The sequence below is a fragment of the Caballeronia sp. LZ016 genome (assembly GCF_031450805.1).
Classification (GTDB): domain Bacteria; phylum Pseudomonadota; class Gammaproteobacteria; order Burkholderiales; family Burkholderiaceae; genus Caballeronia.
On sequence record NZ_JARTVY010000001.1, the window covers coordinates 1,454,008 to 1,478,996 of the forward strand.

The window sequence follows — 24,989 nt, forward strand, 5'->3', positions numbered from 1 at the left end:
CCCGGTAGTGGGAAGCACCCTTATTGCCTTGTGCCGTAATGCTTCTCTGAATACCCGCCCCAACGGCACCTGCAATCAGCGAATCACGGAGGATCCTGGATCTATGAAACTTCGCGTCGGATACGAACTGTCGTACGAGTGCCTGCAGCCCACGCCGATGATGCTGATGCTGAACACGCATTTTTCGCATGCCGAAGATGTCGTTGTGGCGGATCTCCTCGTCGCCGATCCGCCGGTGCCGATAAGGCAATATCGCGATTTGTTCGGCAACCTATGCAGTCGAATCGTGGCACCTGTCGGACGTGTGGCATTGAGCACCACAGCGCTGCTGAATGTGTCAGATTCCATGGAGACGCGGCCCACCGAGGGGTGGGCCCATCCGGTCGAGCAGTTGCCCGACAATACGCTGACTTTTCTATTGGGCAGCCGCTATTGCGAAACCGATCTACTCGTCGAGATCGCGTGGCAGATTTTCGGCCAGTGCGCGCCGGGTCGCGAGACTGTTCTTGCAATCTGCGACTTTGTGCACCAACACATCGAATTTGATTACGGGCACGCGCGGCCGACTAAAACTGCGTGGGACGTGTACCGCGAACGAAAAGGCGTCTGCCGTGATTTCGCGCACCTAGGCGTCACCCTATGCCGGGCCATGAATATTCCGGCGCGCTATTGTACGGGCTATATCAGCGATGTCGGCTTGCCGCCCGTTACGGCACCGATGGATTTTGCGGGATGGTTTGAAGCGTACGTAGGCGGTAGCTGGCAGACGTTCGATCCGCGAAACAACGCGCCGCGTATTGGACGTGTTTTGATGGCATACGGGCGCGATGCCGCCGATGTAGCAATCAGCAATGCATTCGGGGCCGCCGTGCTAACGCACTTCAAGGTGCACTGCGACCAGGAATGACCGAGCCACGCCCCTCGGAGACTGAGCCGGCGCGGTAATGTACGGATAAGATGCATCGCGGCAATGTCGCGGTTCGGAGCGAAGGGTCTATTGAGTGGAGCTGAGCGTTGCGGCCCGACGCGTGAGACTGTTCAAAGCATTGAGGTATCTCCAGCGGCCGCTTTGGAGAAGGGTGAGTGCCCTGGTGGGTCGGAAATCCGACTCACTGACCGCAATTTGCTGACCGGTCGATCGGGGCCGAACATTGACCACATCTCAAGCGCAAAATCGATCTCCCTTCGTTGAAGAGGAGATTGTTATGGAACCGCTTAATTCTTCCGGCGCTCGTCGGGTGCCGTGGAACAAGGGGAGGCTGACCGGCCAGAAGCCTCCGCCGAAGCTTCGAGAGATCTGGGCAATTCGAACGAAGCTGCAGATGTCATCCAACGCTCGCGAGTTGGCGATGTTCAATCTCGCGATCGACAGTAAGCTTCGAGCGTGCGATCTGACGCGCTTGCAGGTGCAGGACGTCTGCATCGGAGGTCACGTTGTAGGGCGCGCGACTTTCATGCAGCAGAAAACGCATCGACCAGTGCAGTTCGAAATCACAGAGCAGACTCGTCAGAGTGTCTCCGCTTGGATTTCGGCGCGGCGATTGAAGCCTGCCGACTATTTGTTTCCAAGTCGACTGCATGCCTCAGCGCACGTGTCGACGCGCCAGTATGCGCGCATCGTTCATCGGTGGGTCGCGTCGATCGGTCTCGATGACACCGCTTACGGTACGCACACCCTGCGTCGAACGAAAGCGTCGTTGATGTATCGACGCACCAAGAACTTGCGCGCGGTGCAGTTGCTTTTGGGCCATGCAAGAATTGAAAGCACCGTGCGGTACCTCGGGATCCAGGTAGACGATGCACTGGAAATGGCTGAACAAACCGAAGTGTGATCGCCGGTGGCCGGCGAGCGTGCGCTTGTCGGCCACGAAGAGACGTTCGCTCGCGGCCTCGACCGTAAGCGCCTCATCTCGACCGTTCTCTTGCCGGCGGTGAGTAGAGGTAATGTGGTTCTCACCAAATTTTTTAGCGGGAACCGAAGTGGGAATTGCGGTTAAGATGACAATCGGCTCGCTCGCTCAGTCTCAAGATCGCCATACATTGGACAGACTTGGATGGTCATCGGCACGATCCCCAGTGATCTACAGAGTTCCCCCACGCAATCACCCTCATGCCCCACGCGCGTAGGAATGAGGAACTGGCCTCGCCAAGTCGCTTACGAAAAGCCTTTCGGACAAGCGTCTTATTCATACCCATATCGTTGTACCGTTGTACCGAAAAAAACCGCCCCGTCAGTTCGGCTGCGAGTTTGTTTTTGGCCCGCATGTTTGCAGCAAGAGGAGTAGGGCGTTGATGTCGACCGGCTTGACGAAGTGATGATCGAATCCTGCTGTCTGCGCTTTCAAACGGTCTTCGGCCTGGCCGTAGCCGGTGATCGCAATCAAAACGGGTGTCTTCTGCCCTTTGCTGCGAAGACGCCCCGCCAACTCATAACCGTCCATCTCGGGCAGACCAATATCAAGCAAAGCTACGTCGGCGTTAAAGCTCGACGACCGCTCCAACGCTTCGTTGGATGCATAGCATACGCAGCTCAAGTGGCCCTCCGCCTCGCAAACCAGCGAGAGCGAATCCGCCGCGTCCCGGTTGTCGTCCACAATCAAAATACGAAGGGAGACCGGTCGGTGCGCAGATGCGTCTCGTGTTTCAGTGGCGTGTGACGGCTGCACCTGCGGGCTCATTCGTGGGAAACGTAGCGTGACGGTAGTGCCCCTTCCTGGTCCGGCGCTTTCGATATGAATGGAGCCCTCGTGCATTTTGACTAGCTTGCGCACCAAGGATAGGCCGATGCCCAGGCCGCCCTTTGCTCGATCAAGGGTGCGCTCGCCCTGCGAAAACAGGTCGAAGATCCTGGGAAGCAGGTCGGGCGAGATGCCCGCGCCAGTGTCTGCGATTACGACGCTGACGAATTCCTGGTCCGCCGATGCGTGGATCCCAATGCGTCCTCCTTCCGGCGTGTATTTGCAAGCATTGTTTAAGATGTTGACGAGGATTTGCGCCATACGGGTCGCATCTCCGCAGACCCAGACGGTGTCTCTAGGAACATCGACGGTCAAAGTCTGCTTTTGCTCTTGCACTTGGGGCGCGACCGATTCCACAGCGCCATAGACGACTGTGCCGATCAAGATTGGCTCGCGTTTCAAAACAATACGACCTTGGGTGATGCGCGAAACCTCAAGGAGGTCGTCGACGAGCCTGGTCAAGTGGCTGATCTGCCGATCCATGGTCGCTATCAGTTCTTGAGGATCGCCTGCGGATGAACCGCGGCGAAGTAGCGTTACTACGGTCCTAAGTGGAGCGAGAGGGTTCCGCAGTTCATGGGCAAGCATGGCCAGAAATTCGTCTTTACGCCGATCTGCGTCAAGCAGGGCGAGCTCCATGCGTTTTCGCGCACTTGTGTCGGACACGCTGGCAACGATGACATCAGCGCTACCGTCCTGTCCCCGTTGAAGCGCGGCGCTCCCGTTCATCCAGTGCTCCTCTCCGGAAACAAGCACGCGCACTTCGAAGCTGACGGAATCCTCCTGGTTCGCCGTCAGCCGCGTAATCGCTTGTTCGAGCACCGGTCGATCTTCCGCGCGAACGTGGGCCATCGCGTCGGCGTAGGACATTTCCGTGTTCGACGTCGGACTTGCCACGGACCCACCTCGGCTTGGCGCTTCGATGGAAAGGACATAACTTCCGAGATCGAGCGTGACGATCGTTATGCTTGCAGCCTTGGTCGCCACCGCCAGCCGAATGTTGCGCGCGTCGCTGATCGCTTGAGCTCGGCGCCGCTCGGTAACATCAATGGTCGTGCCGAACCATTCGTGCAGCCCGCCGCGTTCATCGCATAACGGCACAGCCCTCGCGTACATCGTCCGATATGCGCCATCCTGCCTGCGCATCCGGAAAGTGGTGTCGCGCGGTCCGAGCTCACGCAGCGCCTGTCGCCATGTCTTGCTGAGACTATCGCGGTCCGCAGGATGCACAAGGTCCATCCATCCGTGCCCAACAAGGCGGTCGGTCGGTAAGCCAGTGAAAGATTCCCACTCGCCCTCGATGGGCTGCATTTCTCCGTTGGCGTCGGCGGACCAAACCAGCGCACCGGCCGCTCGCGCCAACTCACGGTAGCGCCGCTCGCTTTGACGAACGCTTGCCTCCGCCGCGCGGACGGTCGAAATGTCGAAGGTCACCCCAAAGACCAGCGAACCAGCGGACTCCGATTGCGCTTGAGCGTGAGCACGCATCCGTAACCACTTCGTCGCGCCACTATCGGTGGAAATCGGGAAGTCCACTTCGAAGGGGGCGCCTCGTGCGATCCCGGCAGTGACCTCGTCCGAGAATCGTTCACGGTCATCCGAACGCACCTTTTGCCAAAGCAGACTGAGCGGCACTGTCCGCTCCGCCTCCTCAATGTTGTACAGGCGGCAGACGACAGGCGTTACGCGGGCTGTGCCCGTTCCAAGGTCCCATTCCCATGCGCCGATCTGGGCCGCCTCAAAAGCCGACAGCAACCGCGCTTCGCTTTGTTCGTAGAGTTGCCACGCCAGTTTGCACTCGTGGACGTCAACAGCAACGACTGAAACCGTTGCATTCGTCCCTTCGGCACCATCGGCCAACTGCAAGTGCAGGCAATGCCACCGTAATTCGCCATCGTGCCGGCGCAAACGCGCGTGGACGTCTAGTCCAAGCCGGTCGCGGCTGAGTGTGAACAAAGCGGACTCGACCGCCGCCACGTCGTCCAACGCCAACAACTGGTACCACGAGCCCGCCTCGGTAAGCCCTAGGCCACTATAGAGCCGTGCCCATCGATTTATGTCAGTGAGTTCACCGGTGCTGTCAACGGTCCACACCAGCAGCGAAATAGAATCGATGACTCGGGGGATCGGCATATACATGCGCTCCAAAATACCTGCAGCGGCCGTCGACTCGCTGCAACCGAGGCAACGAACGACGTTTGCAGAGACTTGCTGCGTTGCCGGCAACCTGCATCTAGGTAGTGCCCGCTGACGAAATCCGAACCAGGTCTGAGTTCATGAGGTTAGGACATCAATTTAATGTCAAGCCAAACCCCGGTGACGGCGGTTGGGAGTGCACGAGAGTCGCTAGGTACGCACGAACGTTGTGACCTTTCCGGTGGCGAAGCGAAACTCTTCCGGCATGCTTTCTTGCCGGTACGGAAGGCGCTGGTTCAGTAGAGCCTGCCGCACTGGCTTCCGTTCAGGCAAGTGTGAAGCTGAGGGGTTGCTGGATGGAGCCGACACCATGCCAATGAGGACCGTGCGCCGCAATAATGTTCTCCTCGACGAAGGATGCCGCAGCGACCGAGGCCTTTATCGGACCACGATGCTGTGTTTGGATACTTCTCGAATCATCGGGGACACGTCGAGCCCTTTTTAGCAATCCCCAACCTCGCGAGCAGCAGCAAGGGCAAAGAACGCCGAGCGCGTCAAACTGCGCCTTTTCGCGCACGCATCGACTTGGCGCAAGAGTGTGTCAGGCAGGCTGAACTGCACGCTTACAGCCTTAGATGTGACCTTGACTAGGTTGATCTCGACATACATCCAAATGCCGTTTCCATCGTCCATTGCTAATGATTGGAGTTCCGACACGCTGCCGGTCGGACCAGGTATGAGCTGCTCGCTGCGGTCGTACGCCAGTTCCACCGCGCTTTGGGCGTTTGACCGGAGTTCTTCGAGCGTAGCGCCACGAGCGAAGGCTAACGGTAGATCAGCGAAGCTAGCGCGGAAACCGTTACTGCCGTCACGGTGCACATATAGCGGATATTGCATGTCCTGCTCCATCGGGACCGCCGCAATCGACCGGTGTCATAGTTCGGTCGGCCGCAGCGACTTTCCCACTAAAGAGGTCGTCGCCTTATCACACTGGGCGGGTCGATGGCGGCCACCTTGGTGGCGGAAATGCCGCATCGAGAACCGTTGCTCAAGGCCACGCCGTCACTGCGTTGGAATGGATGCCCGTCAATCAACCCAATGCGGACCCGTTGATGAGACGCTCGAGAATGCTTATCTTGGCCTCTCACGATGCGCTCAATGCCTGCTGAAAGCAAATTAAATCGTGATGCAAAACAACGTTCACCGGCGTGGTGCTGCTCGGTGAGATACTGGTACCGACTGACACTGTACTGGCAAGGTGTCTGGGTATGCGCTTTGGTGAGAGGTGTGTCCGGGCGCCGGGCGCCGGGCGTCGGCAGACGAGACAGCGTAAAGATCGCTGTCGCTAGGACTTCCGCTCCCGGCGATAGTCCAATCCCCGGACGCCGGTCACGCGATCAGGCTAACCGTGATGTTCGTCGAAAAACCGCCATGACTAACGGGACGAGCCATCGTCGATTGCAGATCGGCATACTGGTAACAGTCCCACGGTGAGTTGGAAGAGTGGTAGCGCGAGATCTGCCATCCGGACCGGAACATTTGCATAAGGCAATCAGTTAGGTGTATTACCCACCGATTGCGGAGTGTCATCTGCGTCATATGAGACGTACCGCAGAGCTGGTTAAAGGACACGCGGTTCGTGCCTGGAGCATGCGACCAACGAGACGCTAGCCGCCGACATACTCGTGAATACGGCCGTCGCCCCTGGGAGCTTTCCTCGTCGTCGATACTTAGCGGCGGTTTCAGCAAGAAGTGAAACCTCATGGGCACCGCCGCGTTCACGGTCGCATAGAGCTAGTTTGAGTGGCTAACCATTGCCGTATATGTCCAAGCCATTTCCTGAAAGGACCACCTTGCTTTGTCGCGGCCAGCCGCTTGTCGCCATCATCGGACAACGCCATGCCATCATCGTTCGCATTCGCTGCCGCCTGCCTGTTCCTCCTGCTTTCCACCAGCTCTTCGGCATTTACCTGTTCATCGATCATGATGTTCACCCATAAAACTTCGTACTTTGCCTGGAAACTGGTTCACGGCGGCTCAGAAGATAGACGGACAGCTCAATCTAGCTCGACGTCTGTCGTCATCCGTGAAGAGCTCTTCAGCCTGACGTACCAGACACCGCTCATCGTCTCGCCCTGCAATGTCAGACCAGGTGTATGCGCAATGCCCGGCGTCGGAGACGCAGAAGTGATCGATTCTCGTCTCCGGCGACGGACACAACGGGCGCCTTGAAAGTCGCCGTATTTGAGATGGCCTATGCGCTCAGATAATTCGCCGCGGACTCGCCCGCCTCCGCTAAACGCTAACCGGCGCCGCCTTCATTAGGAAGCGCATCGACAGGAGCCTTCTGTGTTCCTCGCAGGCGATCGGACTGCGTTCCCCTCCGTCCGGGAAGTCTATCCACAATACCTAACCAAGTCGGCACCGAGGCGCTATACGTATTGCACGGCGCGGCCAGCCAGGATTCAAAGGTCGCTAACGTCCGCGCCGTCGATTTTGCCGTCGATGATGTTTTCGCCTCGCGTCCACGCCGCCCGCCGGGCTGCACCGAAGTCCGAAAAGGGGACCGTCAGCGCGAGTTGGAACACTCGGCTCGCGCCGGCTGCGCCGTCCGGTTCCCGACGGCACAAGCGCACGGCGACGTCATAGCCTTCGGCATAGCGAGAATGTCGATCAAACGTTGCAAAGGTGCGTTCAAACACTAGAGGATGCAGTTCGAAGCCCTTATAGATGCGAGGGGTGAGGGGCACGATTTTCTCCAAAGGGCGTTCATCACCACACACTTGAGTCGACGGGAGGCTCTATGCGGTGAATGATCCAGTGCCGTGGTTTCGCAATTCACGGGAAAAATTGCAGTCACGATGTCTTAATGTGACTTCGCGTCAAAGGCGGCAACAACGTTTATGCTTAGAGCAAGGGGACGGCACATAGAGGCGCGAGGGCCGGGTCGCCGGGAATACTTAGTAGCTCAAGTTGCCGGTCAGGCCGCGATCGGCGTATTGCTGGCCCCGGCAAACTAATTCCGTCTCGCAGGCCGGAGAGAACAAAGCACGCTGAACAAAGCCGCTGGGTCGTTAAATCTCGGTGGTGTTCATTAAACGCTCCGACCTTGACGCACGCCCAAGTTTTTCCAAGCGTTTGTCTCGACGGGTCTCCAGGCTGGTTGCCACCGCTAACGCCGCGTCGCAACAGAACCCACTGTACACCTTCTGCAACCGATGTACAGGAATTTCGGAGGACGAAGGGAGGCGCAGTCGCACTGGCTTAATGTGAAGTCTGCGGGACCTTTCGATGGCAATGTAAGAGCAACTCTGTGCGCCCGTTGGACTGCCAGTTGCGGCCATTGCGGAACGGGCCGCGCGGAAGATGGCTATGGGTTCGGCTCCAGTCGGCCAACGTAGGGCGGGAGCCGGCCACAAGCAGACATCTAGCCTCGACAAAGTGCGGTCATTCAAACGTCAGCAACTGCTTCGAAGCCGACGGATGGGATTGCCAATCGTACAAGCGAACGACACAGCGCAGGAAGCGAAGAGGCGTGGCCGTCGTTAGACGCCGCGCCTGGGCCACGGTGGCGAAGGAGTTCGGAGCGGAGGTTGCGAAGCGCGTCGCTTCCGGCCAGCGAGACTTAATTAATTTGAAAGCGCGGTATCGGGGCCGGTACCGCGCGACCTACATGGGCTGCGGCGTTGTTGGCAATAGACGGCATATGCACTCGGATCATCGCCGACAGCCGTGCGGTGCACAATTCAGAGGTCTGTATGTGCAGATCTTTTTGAGGGGGCGAGGCCCAGCCTCGACCCTCGGTATGGCTGGAACTGAGCGCAAGTTAAGCCACGTCGGACGCCGCAGTGTCCGCCACGAGAAGCGCCGTCATGTTGACGATGCGCCGCACGGTCGCCGACGCTGTTAGCACGTGAACCGGCTTTGCCGCGCCGAGCAGGATCGGCCCGATCGCGATGCCGCTTCCCGCCGCCGTCTTCAGCAGGTTGTACGAGATGTTCGCCGCGTCGACATTCGGCAGGATCAGCAGGTTCGCGTCGCCTTCGAGCGTCGATTCCGGCAGCACTTCCTTGCGCAGACGCCCGTCCAGCGCCACGTCGCCGTGCATTTCGCCATCCACGTCGAGATCGGGCGCGCGTTCCTTGAGGATCGCGAGCACGTCGCGCATCTTCTGCGCGGTCGGCGCGTTGCTCGTGCCGAAGTTCGAATGCGACAAGAGCGCGATCTTCGGCACGATGCCGAAACGCTTCACTTCCTCCGCCGCGAGAATCGTGATTTCGGCGAGTTGCTCCGGAGTCGGATCGACGTTGACGTGGGTATCGACGATGAAAGTCTGGCGGCCGGGCAGCACGAGCGCGTTCATCGCCGCGTACACGTTGCAGCCTTCCTTCTTGCCGATGACCTGATCGATGAAGTGCAGGTGACGATGCGTCGTGCTCACCGTGCCGCAGATCATGCCGTCCGCTTCGCCCTTCTTGACGAGCATCGAGCCGATCAGCGTCGTGCGGCGGCGCATTTCGAGCTTCGCCATCTGCTGGCTGATGCCCTTGCGCGCCATCATCGAGTAATAGGTCTGCCAGAAATCGCGATAGCGTTCGTCATGGTCCGTATCGACGACGGAGAAATCGACGCCCGGCGCGAGACGCAGGCCGAATTTCTGAATGCGCTGCTGGATGACCGCCGGACGCCCGATGAGAATCGGCTTCGCGATCTTTTCATCGACGGCGATCTGCACCGCGCGCAGCACGCGCTCTTCCTCGCCCTCCGCGAACACGATGCGCTTCTTCTCGGGCTCGACGCTGCGCGCGAGTTGAAACGCGGGCTTCATCGTAGTGCCGCTGTGGTAGACGAACTGCTGCAAGTGCTGCTCGTACGCTTTCATGTCTTCGATGGGACGCATAGCTACGCCGCTGTCCATCGCCGCCTTTGCAACGGCCGGCGCGATCTTCACGATGAGACGCGGATCGAAAGGCTTCGGAATCAGATATCCCGGGCCGAACGACAGATCCTGAATGCCATAGGCCGTGGCAACAATGTCGCTTTGCTCCTGACGGGCGAGTTCGGCGATCGCGTTCACCGCTGCTGTTTCCATCTCCTTCGTGATCGTCGTCGCGCCCGCGTCGAGCGCACCGCGGAAGATGAAAGGAAAGCAGAGAACGTTATTTACTTGGTTCGGATAATCTGCGCGGCCCGTGGCAAACACGGCGTCCGGGCGCACTTCGAGGGCGAGTTCCGGCAGGATTTCCGGCGTCGGATTGGCGAGCGCGAGAATCAGCGGCTTCGCGGCCATCTGCTTGACCATGTCCTGCTTGAGCACGCCGCCGGCCGAAAGCCCGAGGAACACATCCGCCCCCTCCATCACTTCGGCGAGCGTGCGCGCATTGGTTTCGCGCGCGAACAGTTCTTTGTCCAGATCCATCAGTTCCGTGCGGCCCTTGTAGACCACGCCGGCCAGATCCGTCACGAAGATGTTCTCGCGCTTCATGCCGAGATCGACGAGCAGGTTCAGGCAGGCCAGCGCCGCCGCGCCCGCGCCCGACGCGACGAGCTTCACTTCGCCGATGTTCTTGCCGACTACCTTCAGACCGTTCGTGATCGCCGCCGCCACGACGATAGCCGTGCCGTGCTGATCGTCGTGGAAGACGGGAATCTTCATGCGCTTGCGGCATTCGCGTTCGACGATGAAGCAGTCCGGCGCCTTGATGTCTTCCAGATTGATGCCGCCGAAAGTCGGCTCGAGCGCGGCGATCACGTCGACCAGCTTGTGCGGATCGCTTTCGTTTAGCTCGATGTCGAAGACGTCGATACCGGCGAACTTCTTGAAGAGCACGGCCTTGCCTTCCATCACTGGCTTGGAGGCTAACGGCCCGATATTGCCGAGTCCGAGCACGGCTGTGCCGTTCGACACGACGCCCACCAGGTTGCTGCGCGCAGTGAAGCGCGCGGCGTTCAGCGGATTCTCGACAATCGCCTCGCACGCGAACGCGACGCCCGGCGAGTACGCGAGCGAGAGGTCGCGCTGATTGATCATTTGCTTGGTCGGCACGACAGCGAGCTTTCCCGGCGTCGGAAACTCATGATAATTGAGCGCGGCTTCGCGAAAACCTTCTTTGTCCGTTTGCGTGGTCATTTCGGCAATGCTCTAAAAAAGAAGTTGGCAGTCGCCTAAGGGCCACTGCCACTCTGCACAAGGATGTTGTGGAGGCTCAATGAGCGTTCGACCGCACGGATGCATCACCGGTCGATGCGGATGCAATGGCGGGAGGGTCGATCGGCTGCAGATCTTCGAATTCGTCTACGTTCGTACGATTAAGCACTGCACGCGCGGTATTCATATCGAGCTGTCCTTCCCAGCGCGCGACCACCACAGTTGCAACACCGTTGCCGATCAGGTTGGTCACCGCCCGAGCTTCGTTGAGAAAGCGATCAACCCCGAGAAGCAAGACCAAACCTTCGACCGGTATTTTGTGCATCGACGCGAGCGTGGCAGCCAGTGCAACGAATCCAGCACCCGCGACCCCCGCCGAGCCTTTCGAGGTGAGCAGCAGCACACCAAGAACAAGCAACTGATCCCAGATCGTCAGATGCACATTCATCGCCTGCGCGATGAACAGGGCCGCCATCGTGAGATAAATTGCCGTTCCGTCAGCATTGAAGGTGTAGCCGGTCGGCAGCACCATTCCAACAACCGGTCGGGAGCACCCCATCCGTTCCATCTTGATCAGCATCTGCGGAAGTACCGCTTCCGTGGAGGCCGTGCCGAGCGTGATCAGGATCTCGTCCTTGATATAGCGAAGGAATTTAAAGAGCGACAGTCCGCACATCCTCATGACAAGCCCGAGGATCACAACCACGAAGAAGATCGACGTCAGATAGAGGCACAACATCAATTGGCCAAAGGAAGCCAATGTGCCAATGCCGTACTTTGCTATGGTGAAGGCCATGCCGCCGAACGCCCCGATAGGTGCGACGTACATAACAATCCGCACCACACCGAACATGCCCTGAAGGAACATGTCGAGCATGTCGACGAACGGTGCAGTCCGAGGCCCCAACTTGGCAAGAGAAATGGCAAGCAGCAGCGAGAAGAAAATGATGGGCAGTATCTCGCCGTTGGCGAACGCGCCAACGATGCTGTTTGGCACAATGCTCATGAAAAAGTCGAGCATGCCATGTTGCTTCGCTGCAGTGGTGTAGGTTGAGATCGCAGACCCGTCGATGTGCGACGGATCGACGTTCATGCCGACACCAGGTTTGAAGACATTCACGACAACCATGCCGACGAGGAGTGCGATCGTCGATGCGACTTCGAAGTAAAGCACGGCCTTAACCCCAACGCGGCCCGCCTCATGAAGATCGTTCATGCGGGCAATGCCAACCACCACCGACGCGAAGATGATCGGTGCGAGCAGCATTCGGATCAACTTGATGAATAAGTCTCCAAGAGGCTTGAGTTGAGAGCTAATGTCCGGATAAAAGTGGCCCAGCAGAATACCGGCGATGATCCCGATAAGAACCTGCACATAGAGCTTCGAGAGCGTCTTCCTAACTTTCGATACCAGCATGTCTGTCTCCTATGACTGGCGTCTTTTTTGTGGAGTGCGAACGAACAGCCGCAGCGGGGTAGTCCGCTGTGGTGAGCACGGCCGCGTGTCGCCTGTGTTTGTGTTTTTATAGGCGAGGCATCGACGAAACCGTCGATGCCTCGATACCGCTGAGTGTTTAATCCGAGAGTTTGCGCATCTCGGCGATGAGATCCGACTTCCCCTCGAAGCCGATACCCGGCAGGTCCGGCATCGTAATGTATCCGTTCTCGACCTTGACTCCGTCGGGGAAGCCGCCGTACGGTTGGAACAGGTCCGGATACGACTCATTTCCGCCCAAGCCGAGGCCAGCGGCGATGTTCAGCGACATCTGGTGACCGCCGTGGGGGATGCAGCGGCTCGGCGACCAGCCGTGCTGACGCAGCATGTCCAATGTGCGCAAATACTCCACCAGGCCGTAGCTCAGCGCGCAGTCGAATTGCAACCAGTCGCGGTCGGGGCGCATGCCGCCATAGCGGATCAAGTTACGCGCGTCCTGCATCGAGAACAGGTCTTCGCCCGTCGCCATCGGCTTGTCGTAGTAGTTGCGCAGCGTGGCTTGCAGCTCAAAGTCGAGCGGATCGCCCGGTTCCTCGTACCAGAACAGGTCGTATTGCGAGAGCGCCTTCGCGTACTGGATTGCTGTGTCCAGATCAAAGCGACCGTTGGCATCGACGGCAAGCTTCTGGCCGTCTTGCAGCACGCTGAGAATCGAGTCGATGCGGCGAAGATCTTCATCGAGCGATGCGCCGCCAATCTTTTTCTTCACCACGGTGTAGCCGCGGTCGATGTAGCTGCGCATCTCGTCTTTCAGCCTCTCGTGGTCCTGGCCCGGATAGTAATAGCCGCCCGCCGCGTACACGAAAATCTTGCGATCCGGTTGGCCATTGCCGTAGCGATCCGCCAGCAACTGGAAGAGCGGCTTGCCTTCGATCTTTGCGACTGCATCCCAGATTGCCATGTCGATGGTGCCAATGGCAACCGAACGCTCGCCGTGACCACCGGGCTTTTCGTTCGTGAACATTGTCGCCCAGATCTTGTGGGGATCGAGGTTGTCACCAGCGTCATTGACCAGCGAGGCGGGATCGGCTTCGAGGATGCGAGGGATGAACCGCTCACGCATGAGCTTGCCCTGCCCGTACCGGCCGTTGGAGTTGAAGCCGTAGCCGACCACCGGCTTGCCGTCCCGAATCACGTCGGTGATGACGGCAACCAGACTCAGCGTCATCTTGCTGAAGTCAATATAGGCATTACGGATCGGGGAACTGATCGGAACGGTCTTTTCGCGAATTTCAACGATTCTCACGGCTTCGTCTCCAGAGTTTTACGAGGTTGTTGCGACTCATTGGCTGCATCATGGGACGTAGCTTAACCGCGAAAAAGGCTGCTAGACTGCACTTCTGTTCATATCACTTTTCAATTCCAGTGAATACTGAAACGCAGACAGCGACAGATTTCGAGTTTTTTATTCTTCTGGCGAAACTCAGGAGCATGTCCGGTGCCGCCCGAGCGCTCGATCTGTCGCCGCCAGCTGCGACGAAGAGGCTCGGCGTCATTGAACAGCGACTCGGTGTACGACTGGTAAATCGAACTACGCGGAGCGTGAGTCTCACGCCTGAAGGCGAAACTTACCTTCGCTATGCAACGCAGATAGTTGGGCAGGTCCGGGAGATGGAGGAAGCAATCTCAGGAACGAAAGGCGATCCTCAAGGGCTTTTGCGCATCAATGCGACGCTAGGCTTTGGCCGGACAACAATCGCGCCGTTGGTCTCGGAATTCGCAAAACGCTTTCCCAGCGTCGAAATTCAGTTTGAGGTTACGGACCGTCCAGTCGATCTTGTTGAGGGTGCGTTCGATATGGCGATACGATTCGGCGAACTTCCAGACACTCGCTTGAGCGCGCGAAGAATTATGAGCAATCGTCGCTTTCTTTGTGCCTCGCCAAAATACCTTGAGAAGTACGGCACACCCGAGCGCGTCGAAGACCTAGCCCAGCATCGTTGCATCATCCACCGCCAGAATGACGACGCGTATGGCGTCTGGCGCTATATCGTGAATGACCACACCGAGGCCATCAAGGTTAAAGGGGCCTTGTCGAGTAACGACGGCGACATCGTACTTCGATGGGCGCTTGAAGGACACGGGATATTGATACGCTCTGAATGGGACCTAGCCAAGTATGTGCAGAGCGGGCGTCTCCAGCTTGTGCTGCCTAACTCCGTTCTACCGTCGGCCGACTTATTCGTCTATTACCCGAGGCAGAAGAATCAAACAGCGCGCGCGCGCGCCTTCATTGATTTCCTCGTGAGTCGATTTCAGGCACCGTTCACTCCGGTGGACACCGGCGCGGAGCCGCGGGAGCGAAAGAAGCGGAGCCGCGCTTGATGAGTTGGAAGCAAGGTCGCCTGGAACGCTCGCAAGCGTCTTACTTAAAACGTTGCTTTCGGTCAGCCCTGACACCAGCGAAGAGTCGACGCCCGAATGACCTAAGTTCGCCGCTACGAGACGCCGGCGATAGAAAGTAACGAGTGGCGGAGTTGGGTCGCGTAGCGACGTTCGATCCATCGAATCCGCACATCATGACGCTCCCAATTCTCGAATGAGGCCGACTGCGTTGGAATTACCTTCATATCTTTGATGGCAAACGTCAACGGATGAGACGGCTCGAGGAAGGGTAAACACCTAACTTTGAAGGAACAACTTTTCGCGTGGGCGAGTCGGTTCATTTTGGTTCTTCAGCGGGTCCGGACGCAGTGACGGCCTAGGCTGGGAGTCGCGTCCCACCATCTTAAGCCGCTGATCTTGCGAAAGATCTTGCGCCGTAAGTAACGGGTGCTCGCGGTTTAGCGGTTCAACGCTCGACGAACGTCGTTCAATGTAGGGTGAACTTCGACATCCGGGATTCCCGTCCCTCGCCTCCTTGAAATTGTCAAATGCGGTCCATATAATTGGCACTCACTGCACGAGAGTGCTAACAAGATTTCCGTCCGAAGGGTTCTGCCCCGAAAGACGGGCTTTCCCGCGTTTTCAGTCTCAATCTAGAGAGGAGTGTGTATGAACCTTCGTCCTTTGCACGATCGCGTCATCGTCAAACGTCTGGACCAGGAAACCAAGACCGCATCGGGCATCGTGATCCCGGAAGCAGCGGCAGAGAAGCCGGATCAAGGCGAAGTCCTGGCCGTCGGCCCGGGCAAGCGCGATGACAAGGGCACGCAAAACGCCCTCGACGTGAAGGTGGGCGACCGCGTGCTTTTCGGCAAGTACGCCGGCCAGACCGTCAAGGTCGACGGGCAGGAACTGCTCGTCATGCGCGAAGAGGACATCATGGCCGTCCTGGTCAACAAGTAAGCATCCTTCCTGTTAGCCGGGCATCGCGCCGACTGGGCGGCGAGGCCGGCACACTGAACCGAATCAAGGAGTCTGGATATGGCAGCTAAAGAAGTTACTTTTGGCGATTCCGCACGCGCCAAGATGGTCGAAGGCGTGAACATCCTGGCCAACGCGGTCAAGGTCACGCTGGGCCCGAAGGGCCGCAATGTCGTGCTTGAGCGTTCGTTCGGCGGCCCGACGGTCACCAAGGACGGTGTCTCGGTCGCGAAGGAAATCGAGCTGAAGGACAAGCTCCAGAACATGGGCGCGCAGATGGTCAAGGAAGTGGCTTCCAAGACCAGCGACAACGCCGGCGACGGAACCACGACCGCTACGGTCCTGGCGCAATCCATCGTTCGCGAAGGCATGAAGTACGTCGCATCGGGCATGAACCCGATGGACCTGAAGCGCGGTATCGACAAGGCGGTTGCCGCGGCAATCGAAGAACTGCGCAAGATCAGCAAGCCCTGCACGACGAACAAGGAAATCGCGCAAGTCGGCTCGATCTCTGCAAACAGCGACACGTCGATCGGCGAGCGCATCGCTGAAGCGATGGACAAGGTCGGCAAGGAAGGCGTCATCACCGTCGAAGACGGCAAGTCGCTGCAAGACGAGCTGGACGTCGTCGAAGGCATGCAGTTCGACCGCGGCTACCTGTCGCCGTACTTCATCAACAACCCGGACAAGCAAGTCGCCGTTCTGGAAAACCCGTTCGTGCTGCTGCACGACAAGAAGGTCTCCAACATCCGCGATCTGCTGCCGGTGCTGGAACAAGTCGCGAAGGCTGGCCGTCCGCTGCTGATCATCGCTGAAGACGTCGAAGGCGAAGCGCTGGCTACGCTGGTCGTCAACAACATCCGCGGCATTTTGAAGACCGTCGCCGTCAAGGCTCCGGGCTTCGGCGACCGTCGCAAGGCCATGCTGGAAGACATCGCGATCCTGACCGGCGGTCAGGTCATCGCTGAAGAAACCGGCCTGACGCTCGAGAAGGCGACGCTGGCTGAACTGGGCCAGGCGAAGCGCATCGAAGTGGGCAAGGAAAACACGACGATCATCGACGGCGCTGGCGAAGCAGTGAACATCGAAGCTCGCGTGAAGCAAGTGCGCAAGCAGATCGAAGAAGCGACCTCGGACTACGACCGTGAAAAGCTGCAAGAGCGCGTGGCCAAGCTGGCCGGCGGCGTTGCGGTGATCAAGGTCGGTGCTGCGACCGAAGTCGAAATGAAGGAAAAGAAGGCACGTGTCGAAGACGCACTGCACGCAACGCGTGCAGCCGTGGAAGAAGGCATCGTGGCGGGCGGCGGTGTCGCGCTGATCCGTGCTCGCCGTGCGATCGACGGCCTGAAGGGCGCGAACGCCGATCAGGACGCAGGTATCAAGATCGTCCTGCGTGCAATGGAAGAGCCGCTGCGCCAGATCGTCACGAACGGCGGCGAAGAGGCATCTGTCGTGGTGGCGGCTGTTGCTCAGGGTTCGGGCAACTACGGCTACAACGCGGCAACCGGCGAGTACGGTGACCTGGTGGAAGCCGGTGTCGTCGACCCGACCAAGGTAACGCGCACGGCGCTGCAAAACGCGGCATCGGTGGCAGGCCTGCTGCTGACGACCGACGCAGCCGTCGCCGAACTGCCGAAGGAAGATGCTCCGATGCCTGGCGGCATGCCCGGCGGCATGGGCGGCATGGGCATGGATATGTAACTCGGCGTCAAAGCCAGGTTACATCGACGCGAGCTTCGAAAGAGGCTCGCGTCATGCCAAAAGAAAACCCGCAGCAATGCGGGTTTTTTTCGTCTATCGAGAACGCGGTCTTACTTGTTCATCTGCTCACGCAAGTTCTGCGCGGCCGCTTTGTAGTCGTAGGTCGGATAGAACTCGGTGGTGTATCCACCCCACGCAGTCGTTTCGATGGCGCGATTCACTTCGCGCAGCCGCTCGGCGGGCACGCGCAGCGTGACCACCTGACCGATGCCCATCATCACGTACCACGACACCACTTCGATTCCCGGCGGCGGGAACGTCTTGAAGAAGCCTTGCTCCTTCAACTGTTCGTTGATTTTCGGCAGCGGCTTCGACTGATCGTGCTTCAGGAAGATGGTCAGCAGGAAAGTGCCGTCGCCTGCCGGAGTCGCGGGTGGAGGCGGCGGCGCGGCGGTCTGCGCCTGAACCGGCAACGCGATATGAAGCAGCGAAGCGAACATCGTGGCCTCAACGAGGCGTGCGATCCGTCGTGCCGGTTTGTGCATCGGGCATGCTCCTGTCGATGAGTTCAGCGATGATGAATCCGCAACCGTTCCATCAGATGCAGCGCATTGGGCTGCGCGTTGCCTAGCGTGGTGTTGTCGAAGATGCACCAGACTTCGGCGCTTTTCTTTGCGCGGGCATGCAGGGTATGCGCGAGATGGTCGAGGTACGTGTAGTCGTAGGAAGACTTGTAGAGCTCGGGCGACCCGTGCAGCCGAACATAGACGAGCGATGCGTCCGCGCGATGCTTGATCTCGCAGTCATCGGGAATCGGATCGGCGTCGACATAAGCGATGTGATGCGCTTTCAGAAGCGCCGCCGCGTCCGCGGTGAACCACGTCGGATGCCGCGCCTCGCACGCCACCGGCAATTTCGTGCGCTCGCGCAGCGCGCCGAAGAACGCGTCGGCCAGATCGTGCTCGAACGGCAGGCTCGGCGGCAGTTGCGTGAGCCAGCAGCCGAGCTTGTCGCCGAGCCGGCCGGCGGCGAGCAGGAAATCATCGATGAGGGCCTGCGTTTCGACGAGCCGAGCGTCGTGGGTAATCGCCTTTGGCAGCTTCACCGAGAAGCGAAACGATTCCGGCACGCTTTGCGCCCACTTCTCGTACGTTTGCTCACGATGCGGCTTGTAGAAGCTGGAATTGATTTCGACGCAGGTAAGCACGCGCCCGTAGCGTTCGAGGTGCGAGCCTTCGCCGGGGAAACTCGCGGAGACCGCGCTCGTCAGTGACCAGCCCGCGCAGCCAATGCGAATCGCGCCTTGCGGCCCGGGCTTGTGCAAATGGGGCAATCGATACGGCATGCGTTCGCGAAGCCTCCCTGATGTGGTCTCCGGCTACCTCGATTCACCGCTTCTTTTCAGTGCCGCGCTTCTCCCGGCAGCCCGGCCGATTCGTCGGGCAGCGCGGATGTGTCGCTTTCGTCTTCCGCGTCGTTGGAGCGCGCCCAGAAGAACCGGTCCGGCAAATACGCGCCCATCCCCGGTCGAAACGCCGCGCGCGCCGCCTGAAACACGTATTCCTGCGCCTCGCGGGCGGCTTCTGCCGGCTCCTGGCCGTTCGCCAGCAGCGCCGCGACAGCTGCGCCCAACGTATCCGTCAGCCCCATCACGCGATTCAGCCCGCGATCCCACAGGTCCTGCCGCACCTGGCCTTCCTCGCTATAGAGCGTGTTCACGTGCCGATGCGTGCCCGTTTCCATCGCCAGAACATATTCGCAGCCTTGCGACAGAATATGAGAGATGGCGGAATCGAGCGTCGGCGCTTCCGCGTCGCTGTCGGGCTGGGCGAGCTGCAAGAGCGTGGCGTGATCGGCGATCAGCATGGTCGTTTGCGGCACGAGCAGATCGGCGAGCGATTCGCGCAACTCGTCGGCGGACAGCACGTGTTCGTCGTCGAGCGTGAAATCGGGCGCGAGGATCAGCGGGACGTCGTCGTAGTCGGATACCACTTCCGCGATAGCCGAAACGACTTCCGCCCGCGTCGCCGCGCCGATCTTGAACGCGGCGACCGGCATATCCTCGAGCAACATGCGCGCCTGCGTGGCGACGGTGTCGGGATCGAGACCGGTCACTTCATCGCAGGTGGCGGAGTCCCGCACCGCATAGCCCGTCAGAACGGTGGCGCCGTGGCAGCCCATGCTCGCGAGCGTCAGCATGTCGGCCTGAATGCCGGAGCCGCCCGTCGGGTCCGAAAGGCCGAAAGTCAGAACGATCGGTGGTGAATCGCCGGTCATGGCAAAAGCGGACATGTTGAATTGATTAGCACGATTGGCATGATTGGGACGGATCGGGTCGTGGAATGCGTTGTTATGGTGCGCGCCACCCCGTGAGATTCGATTATGCGGCCTATTGTCGCCCGCCTGTCGCCCGGAGCGATGCATTTTCTGCCGGACGGCGCGCGGCGGTCCCGCTATTCGGGTGAACGGCGGCGGGCGGGCGCCTTGCTAGGCATCCACCCGGCAACACGGTACCATCATGTCCTAATTTCAATCGATCAATCGACGCGGCATAAGTATGGAATACAGAAGCTGGATGTGCCTGATCTGCGGCTGGATCTACGACGAAGAGGCGGGATTGCCCGAAGAGGGCATCGCGCCGGGCACGCGCTGGGAAGACGTTCCGATCAACTGGACCTGTCCCGAATGCGGAGCCCGCAAGGAAGATTTCGAGATGGTCCAGATCTGATCCGCATGCTTTCCCGCGCCGCATGGCTCACGTCATGCGGCGCGTGTTTTTTGCGGCCTGCGTTTCAGTGCGGAAACCGTCTGCCTCGGCCCGCTCTTTGGCTCGGCTGGACAGCCGTTTCCGCGGCTGCTCGCGCAGTCGCGTGTAAAGGCATACGCTTCCAGAAGGCGGGATGCGACGACTCCCGTCGCAGGCCCTTCGATGATGTAGTTTCACCGCGCGCCGGCGCATCGCCGCGCACGCGGTCCGGCTTGTGAGCGCCCGTTATGACCTCTCGTCCCGATCTACCCGTTCTGATGGAAGCCCTGCCCAATCCGCGCGGCGGCTCTGTGCGACTCGCCGAAATGGCGATCGCGGATGCGCTGCACGCTTTCCAGCGGCAGGGCGAGACGGCGGCCGCGCTGAAGCGCGCGATTGCCGCGCTCAATTCCGCCGGATGGCTGCCGGCGCAGCGCTTCGCCGAAGCGCTCGCGCTCGTGGCGCCCATCGGCGACGAATCCGAACCGACGCGCCAGCGCATCGCGGACGCGCTGCTCGCGTTCGGCATGGCGGTCGATCGTCACAACCTGCGCGAACTGGCGTGTTCGACGGAACTCTTCCATCACTATCGCGGGTTGCACGCGCTGCTTGCGGCCCACACGCGCATCGCACCGGTTTCCTACGACGACCTCGCGCTCGCGGGCCGCGCGATCGCTCCCGCGACGCTACGGGGTGTCGCCTCGGAGAGGCTGGCGCGCGTGCGTGCGCACTACGAGCAAACGCTGCTTACGCTGTTGCGCGCGCCCGCCGACCAGCCTCAGGCCGGCGCCGACGAAGCCTTCGCGCGCCTCGACGCCTGCCTCGCGGACCTCGCCGGCCCCGATCCGTACGATTTCTGGCGCCTCGCGTCATCGACGGTGCGCGCGTTGCGCTCGCGCGGCGGCGCGTCCGGCTACGCCGACGCCAAACGTCTCTACGCGCGATTCAATCTCGTGCTGGCCGATCAGGCGCACGCGTCGTCGTATGCGCCGCGTTCGCTCGTGCGCGCGACGCTCGCGCTGCTGTGGCGCGATTTCGCGCTCTACGGCGCGACGCCCGAGCACGCCGAGCACGTCGACGTGCTGCGCGACTACGGTCTGACGGTGGCGTGGCACGTCGCGGCGACGCCCGCATCGGAGGCGGCGTGGGAGCAGGGCGCGGCACAGGCGAGCGAAGACAACACCCGCGATGCGCCGACCCGCGACCTCGGCGTGCTGCGCATCAACGCGGCGGCTTACGAAGACTTCCTGCAAAGCGCGGAGGCGGCGATAGAAGGGCTCGTCGAGCGCGGATCGCAGGCGAGCGAAACCGGCGCGGTCGACGCGTCTTCCGCGCTGCACGCGGCGGATGCCGCCCATCGTCTCGGCGCGGCGGCGTGCGCGCTCGGGCTGGGCCACGTCGCGTTGCTGGCCGATACGCTCGGGCTCGCCTGGCGGCGCATCGCGCATCAGGGCGACGGCGCTGCCGCCCAGGGCGATGCCAGCGCACTCGACGCCGCTATTCCCGAACGCGCTGCACAAACGCTGCGCTCGATGCTGCATCAGGCCGCGGCGGGCATCGCGCCGTCGGAAGGCCGTCCGTCGATCGTTGCGCTCACCGCGATGATCGAGCGGCCCGCGACGGTCGTCCGCTAGGCGTCGTCGTCTTCGATGCCGGGCGGCGCCGCGCGTTTGCCTGCCCCGCGCACCAGGTCATAGCGCAAGAGCGTGCGTTTGCGGGCGGCATCGTGATCGACGACAGGCGGCGGATAGTCCGCCCCGAGCGCGATCTTCGCCGCCTTCAGCGCGTCGGGCTTCGCGAGCCACGGCGCATGGATGTCGCGGTCGGATAGCGCCGCCAGTTCCGGCACGTAATGGCGGATGAACTTGCCCGGCGCGTCGAATTTCCGCGACTGCGTGATCGGATTGAAGATGCGGAAGTACGGCTGCGCGTCGCATCCGCTGGAGGCGGCCCACTGCCATCCGCCATTGTTCGACGACAACTCGAAATCGTTGAGTTGCGCCTCGAAGTACGCCTCGCCGCGCCGCCAGTCGATCCCGAGATCCTTCGACAGAAAGCTCGCCGTCACCATGCGCAGTCGGTTGTGCATGTAGCCCGACGTGTTGAGCTGGCGCATCGCGGCATCCACGAGCGGATAACCCGTCTGCCCCGCGCACCACGCGGCGAAATGCGCGTCGGCGGCATCGCCCGTTTCCCATTCGATGCGATCGTATTCCGGCTTGAACGCGCGATGATCGCCCGGCACGCCGACGCGCGGAAAGTGATGCAGCACGCCGAAGTAGAAGTCCCGCCAGATGAGCTCGGACAGCCACGTCGCCGCGCCCCGGTCGCCGTGGCGCTGGGCATCGTGCGCGACACGGGCGAGCGCGCGAATCGACACCGTGCCGTGACGCAGATGCACGCCGAGATAGCTCGGGCCTTTCTGTGCGGGGAAATCGCGGGCGTGATCGTAGTCGGTCATGCGGTCGCGGAAGTCGTCGAAGAGTGCGAACGCGCCGCTCGTGCCGGGCGGGAACACCGGCGGGTGTGCGTCCGGGAAGCCGAGTTCGGCGAGCGATGGAATGCCGCGGTCCGTGTCGAGCTTTGCGAGCGCATGCCAATGATCTTCGGATGCATACGGCGCGAGCGCATCGGGCGTAAGCGTTTCGAGCCACTTGCGCTTGTACGGCGTGAACACCGTGTAGGGCTTGCCCGCGCCGGTCAGGACGTCGTCGTGATCGAAGATCGCCTGATCCTTGAACGTGAAGAACGGGACGCCCGCGCTCGCGAGCGTCTGGGCGATGGCGTCGTCGCGCGCTTTCGCGGACGGCTCGTAGTCGCGGTTCGCGAAAGCTGCGCTCGCCCCGCACTCGCGCGCGAGCGCGGGGATGTCGTGGACCGGCACGCCGTGACGCACGATGAGCGCGCCGCCCGCATCGCGCAACGTGCGATCGAGCTCGACGATGCTCGCATGAATGAACGCCACGCGACGGTCGTTTCGAGCGAGCGGATCGAGTATTTCCCGGTCGAAAACGAACGCGCACAGCACGCGGCGGCAGCGTGTAAGCGCGTGATAGAGTGCAACATTGTCCGTCGCGCGCAGGTCCCGCCTGAACCACATCAGACCCAGATCAAAGTCGGCCATCCGGCAGCGCCTTTGTTAAAATCCTGAATTATGTCCAAGACTTCCGATCGCATCAATTTGACGAACCAGTTCCTGATCGCCATGCCCTCCATGGCCGATCCGACGTTTTCGGGAACGGTGGTCTACCTTTGCGATCACACCGATCGCGGTGCGCTGGGTCTCGTCATCAACAGGCCGACCGACATCGACCTTCAATCGCTTTTCAATCGCATCGACCTCAAGCTGGAAATCGAACCGCTCGTTCACTTGCCCGTCTATTTCGGCGGCCCGGTGCAGACCGAGCGAGGCTTCGTGCTGCACGAAGCGGGCGAGGGCGAGCCGTATAGCTCGTCGATGAGCGTCCCTGGCGGCCTCGCGATGACCACGTCGAAAGACGTGCTCGAAGCGGTCGCGAGCGGCAAGGGCCCCGAGCGCTTTCTGCTGACGCTCGGCCATGCCGGCTGGGGCGCGGGCCAACTCGAAGAGGAAATCTCGAAGAACGGCTGGCTGACCGTGGAAGCCGATCCGCGCATCATCTTCGAAGTGCCCGCAGAAGACCGGCTGGAGGCGGCGCTGTCGCTGCTGGGCGTGTCGCGCTCGATGCTGTCGGGCGAAGCAGGGCACGCATGAGCCGCGAAGCCACGCTGCTGGCGTTCGATTACGGCGAGAAACGCATTGGTGTCGCTGTCGGCAATACGCTGACGCGCAACGCACGCGCGCTGGTCGTGGTGGAGAACCGCGACCGCGAGTATCGCTTTCAGGAAGTGGGCAAGCTGCTCGGCGAATGGAAGCCGGATGCGGTCGTCGTCGGCATGCCGATGCACCCCGATGGCACGCCGCACGAAATGAGCGCGCTGGCGAAGCGCTTCGGCAATCAGGTGAACGGCCGGTTCAACGTGCCGGTGCAATGGGTCGATGAACGCTATTCGTCCGTCGACGCCAAAGCCGATCTTCGCGAGCGCGGCGTGCGCCCGAATGCGCGCGGCCGCTTCGACGCCATCGACGCGGAAGCCGCCCGCGTCATCCTTCAACAATATCTCGACGGACTTCCCGACGATTATGAGTTCCATTGACGCCGAGGCGCTTTATCGCACGCTCGTCGAACAGATTCGCGCGGCTTATGGCCCGTCGCTCGCGGCCGAAGACGGCGCGGTGCTCGCGGGCGTCTATAGCGGCGGCGCGTGGCTGGCCGAGCGGCTCGCGAAAGACCTGAACGCGCCGCACTTCGGCGTGGTGAACGTGGCGCTGCATCGCGACGACTACGCGAAGAAGGGCCTGCACAGCCAGGCGAGCCCGACCTCGCTGCCATTCGATGTGAACGGCCGGCGCATCGTGCTGGTCGACGACGTGCTGTCCACGGGCCGCACCGTGCGCGCGGCCATCAACGAGCTTTACGATTACGGCCGCCCGGCGTCGATCGATCTGGCCGTGCTCGCCGACCGCGGCGGGCGCGAGATGCCGATCGCGCCGCGCTTCACCGGCGGCAGCGTCGACGTGCCTGCGGGCGAGGACCTCGTGCTCGCGCGCCAGAACGACGACACCTTCGCCTTCACGACGGAACCGGGCGCGCAGTGACGCGCGGCGGGGCGCGGGTTGCACGCCGGCCCGCGTTCACA

21 protein-coding genes are annotated in these 24,989 nt (G+C 60.8%); 10 read left to right on the forward strand and 11 right to left on the reverse strand.

Features of this window, described 5'->3' with window-relative positions:
- The first annotated feature begins 103 nt into the window (after window positions 1–103).
- Both P9220_RS06990 and P9220_RS06995 read left to right on the forward strand, forming a co-directional pair.
- Entirely contained in the window at window positions 104–907 is an 804-nt protein-coding gene (locus P9220_RS06990; protein ID WP_309764184.1) for a transglutaminase family protein, read from the forward strand.
- Between the two features lie 298 nt (window positions 908–1,205).
- A complete protein-coding gene (locus tag P9220_RS06995; RefSeq protein WP_309764185.1) occupies window positions 1,206–1,832 on the forward strand; it encodes a tyrosine-type recombinase/integrase in 627 nt (208 codons plus the stop codon).
- 399 nt (window positions 1,833–2,231) lie between these two features.
- Here the strand turns inward: P9220_RS06995 and P9220_RS07000 are convergent, their stop codons facing one another.
- From P9220_RS07000 to P9220_RS07030, 7 genes are all read right to left on the reverse strand, one after another.
- Complete coding sequence (locus P9220_RS07000) at window positions 2,232–4,877, reverse strand: PAS domain S-box protein (protein WP_309764186.1); 2,646 nt, start codon at window positions 4,875–4,877, stop codon at window positions 2,232–2,234.
- A gap of 498 nt (window positions 4,878–5,375) precedes the next feature.
- Window positions 5,376–5,771: a type II toxin-antitoxin system HicB family antitoxin gene (locus P9220_RS07005; RefSeq protein WP_309764187.1), complete on the reverse strand. Its 396-nt coding sequence runs from the start codon at window positions 5,769–5,771 to the stop codon at window positions 5,376–5,378.
- A gap of 881 nt (window positions 5,772–6,652) precedes the next feature.
- Window positions 6,653–6,859, reverse strand: coding sequence for a hypothetical protein (locus tag P9220_RS07010; protein WP_309765409.1), 207 nt, complete (start codon window positions 6,857–6,859; stop codon window positions 6,653–6,655).
- Between the two features lie 480 nt (window positions 6,860–7,339).
- The gene (locus tag P9220_RS07015) at window positions 7,340–7,627 is read right to left on the reverse strand and encodes a hypothetical protein (protein WP_309765410.1); all 288 of its coding nucleotides are present in this window, start codon (window positions 7,625–7,627) and stop codon (window positions 7,340–7,342) included.
- 1,073 nt (window positions 7,628–8,700) lie between these two features.
- Window positions 8,701–11,004: an NADP-dependent malic enzyme gene (locus P9220_RS07020; protein ID WP_309764188.1), complete on the reverse strand. Its 2,304-nt coding sequence runs from the start codon at window positions 11,002–11,004 to the stop codon at window positions 8,701–8,703.
- A gap of 76 nt (window positions 11,005–11,080) precedes the next feature.
- Window positions 11,081–12,439, reverse strand: coding sequence for a C4-dicarboxylate transporter DctA (dctA, locus tag P9220_RS07025; protein ID WP_309764189.1), 1,359 nt, complete (start codon window positions 12,437–12,439; stop codon window positions 11,081–11,083).
- A 157-nt stretch (window positions 12,440–12,596) separates the two neighbouring features.
- Window positions 12,597–13,763 (reverse strand): mandelate racemase/muconate lactonizing enzyme family protein, encoded by a 1,167-nt coding sequence (locus P9220_RS07030; protein ID WP_309764190.1) that lies wholly within the window; start codon window positions 13,761–13,763, stop codon window positions 12,597–12,599.
- Between the two features lie 119 nt (window positions 13,764–13,882).
- Between P9220_RS07030 and P9220_RS07035 the strand changes: the two genes are divergently transcribed.
- From P9220_RS07035 to groL, 3 genes are all read left to right on the forward strand, one after another.
- Window positions 13,883–14,842, forward strand: coding sequence for a LysR family transcriptional regulator (locus P9220_RS07035; protein ID WP_309764191.1), 960 nt, complete (start codon window positions 13,883–13,885; stop codon window positions 14,840–14,842).
- Between the two features lie 669 nt (window positions 14,843–15,511).
- A complete protein-coding gene (gene groES, locus P9220_RS07040; RefSeq protein WP_159836846.1) occupies window positions 15,512–15,805 on the forward strand; it encodes a co-chaperone GroES in 294 nt (97 codons plus the stop codon).
- A 78-nt stretch (window positions 15,806–15,883) separates the two neighbouring features.
- On the forward strand, window positions 15,884–17,524 hold the full coding sequence (gene groL, locus P9220_RS07045) for a chaperonin GroEL (protein WP_309764192.1): 1,641 nt from the start codon (window positions 15,884–15,886) through the stop codon (window positions 17,522–17,524).
- Window positions 17,525–17,634: 110 nt separating this feature from the next.
- Here the strand turns inward: groL and P9220_RS07050 are convergent, their stop codons facing one another.
- The 3 genes from P9220_RS07050 to P9220_RS07060 are packed head-to-tail and all read right to left on the reverse strand — an operon-like array spanning window position 17,635 to window position 19,801.
- A complete protein-coding gene (locus P9220_RS07050) occupies window positions 17,635–18,069 on the reverse strand; it encodes a hypothetical protein (RefSeq protein WP_309764193.1) in 435 nt (144 codons plus the stop codon).
- 23 nt (window positions 18,070–18,092) lie between these two features.
- A complete protein-coding gene (locus P9220_RS07055; protein ID WP_309764194.1) occupies window positions 18,093–18,869 on the reverse strand; it encodes a DUF72 domain-containing protein in 777 nt (258 codons plus the stop codon).
- A 56-nt stretch (window positions 18,870–18,925) separates the two neighbouring features.
- Complete coding sequence (locus P9220_RS07060; RefSeq protein ID WP_309765411.1) at window positions 18,926–19,801, reverse strand: hydroxymethylpyrimidine/phosphomethylpyrimidine kinase; 876 nt, start codon at window positions 19,799–19,801, stop codon at window positions 18,926–18,928.
- A 280-nt stretch (window positions 19,802–20,081) separates the two neighbouring features.
- On the opposite strand from P9220_RS07060, the gene P9220_RS07065 reads away from it, so the two are divergent.
- Both P9220_RS07065 and P9220_RS07070 read left to right on the forward strand, forming a co-directional pair.
- Window positions 20,082–20,252 carry a rubredoxin gene (locus P9220_RS07065; protein ID WP_025527884.1) on the forward strand — a complete coding sequence of 57 codons (171 nt, stop codon included), beginning with the start codon at window positions 20,082–20,084 and terminating at the stop codon, window positions 20,250–20,252.
- A 266-nt stretch (window positions 20,253–20,518) separates the two neighbouring features.
- On the forward strand, window positions 20,519–21,904 hold the full coding sequence (locus P9220_RS07070; RefSeq protein WP_309764195.1) for a hypothetical protein: 1,386 nt from the start codon (window positions 20,519–20,521) through the stop codon (window positions 21,902–21,904).
- Here the strand turns inward: P9220_RS07070 and P9220_RS07075 are convergent.
- Complete coding sequence (locus P9220_RS07075) at window positions 21,901–23,394, reverse strand: deoxyribodipyrimidine photo-lyase (RefSeq protein ID WP_309764196.1); 1,494 nt, start codon at window positions 23,392–23,394, stop codon at window positions 21,901–21,903. The genes P9220_RS07070 and P9220_RS07075 overlap by 4 nt on opposite strands.
- A gap of 30 nt (window positions 23,395–23,424) precedes the next feature.
- Between P9220_RS07075 and P9220_RS07080 the strand changes: the two genes are divergently transcribed.
- Genes P9220_RS07080 through pyrR form a run of 3 tightly spaced genes read left to right on the forward strand, consistent with a single transcriptional unit; the run spans window position 23,425 to window position 24,948 of the window.
- Window positions 23,425–24,003 (forward strand): YqgE/AlgH family protein, encoded by a 579-nt coding sequence (locus P9220_RS07080; protein WP_040050817.1) that lies wholly within the window; start codon window positions 23,425–23,427, stop codon window positions 24,001–24,003.
- Entirely contained in the window at window positions 24,000–24,446 is a 447-nt protein-coding gene (ruvX, locus tag P9220_RS07085; RefSeq protein ID WP_309764197.1) for a Holliday junction resolvase RuvX, read from the forward strand. The genes P9220_RS07080 and ruvX overlap by 4 nt, the downstream gene beginning before the upstream one ends.
- Window positions 24,433–24,948 (forward strand): bifunctional pyr operon transcriptional regulator/uracil phosphoribosyltransferase PyrR, encoded by a 516-nt coding sequence (gene pyrR, locus P9220_RS07090; RefSeq protein WP_309764198.1) that lies wholly within the window; start codon window positions 24,433–24,435, stop codon window positions 24,946–24,948. Before ruvX ends, pyrR begins: the two co-directional genes overlap by 14 nt.
- Window positions 24,949–24,989 lie beyond the last annotated feature (41 nt).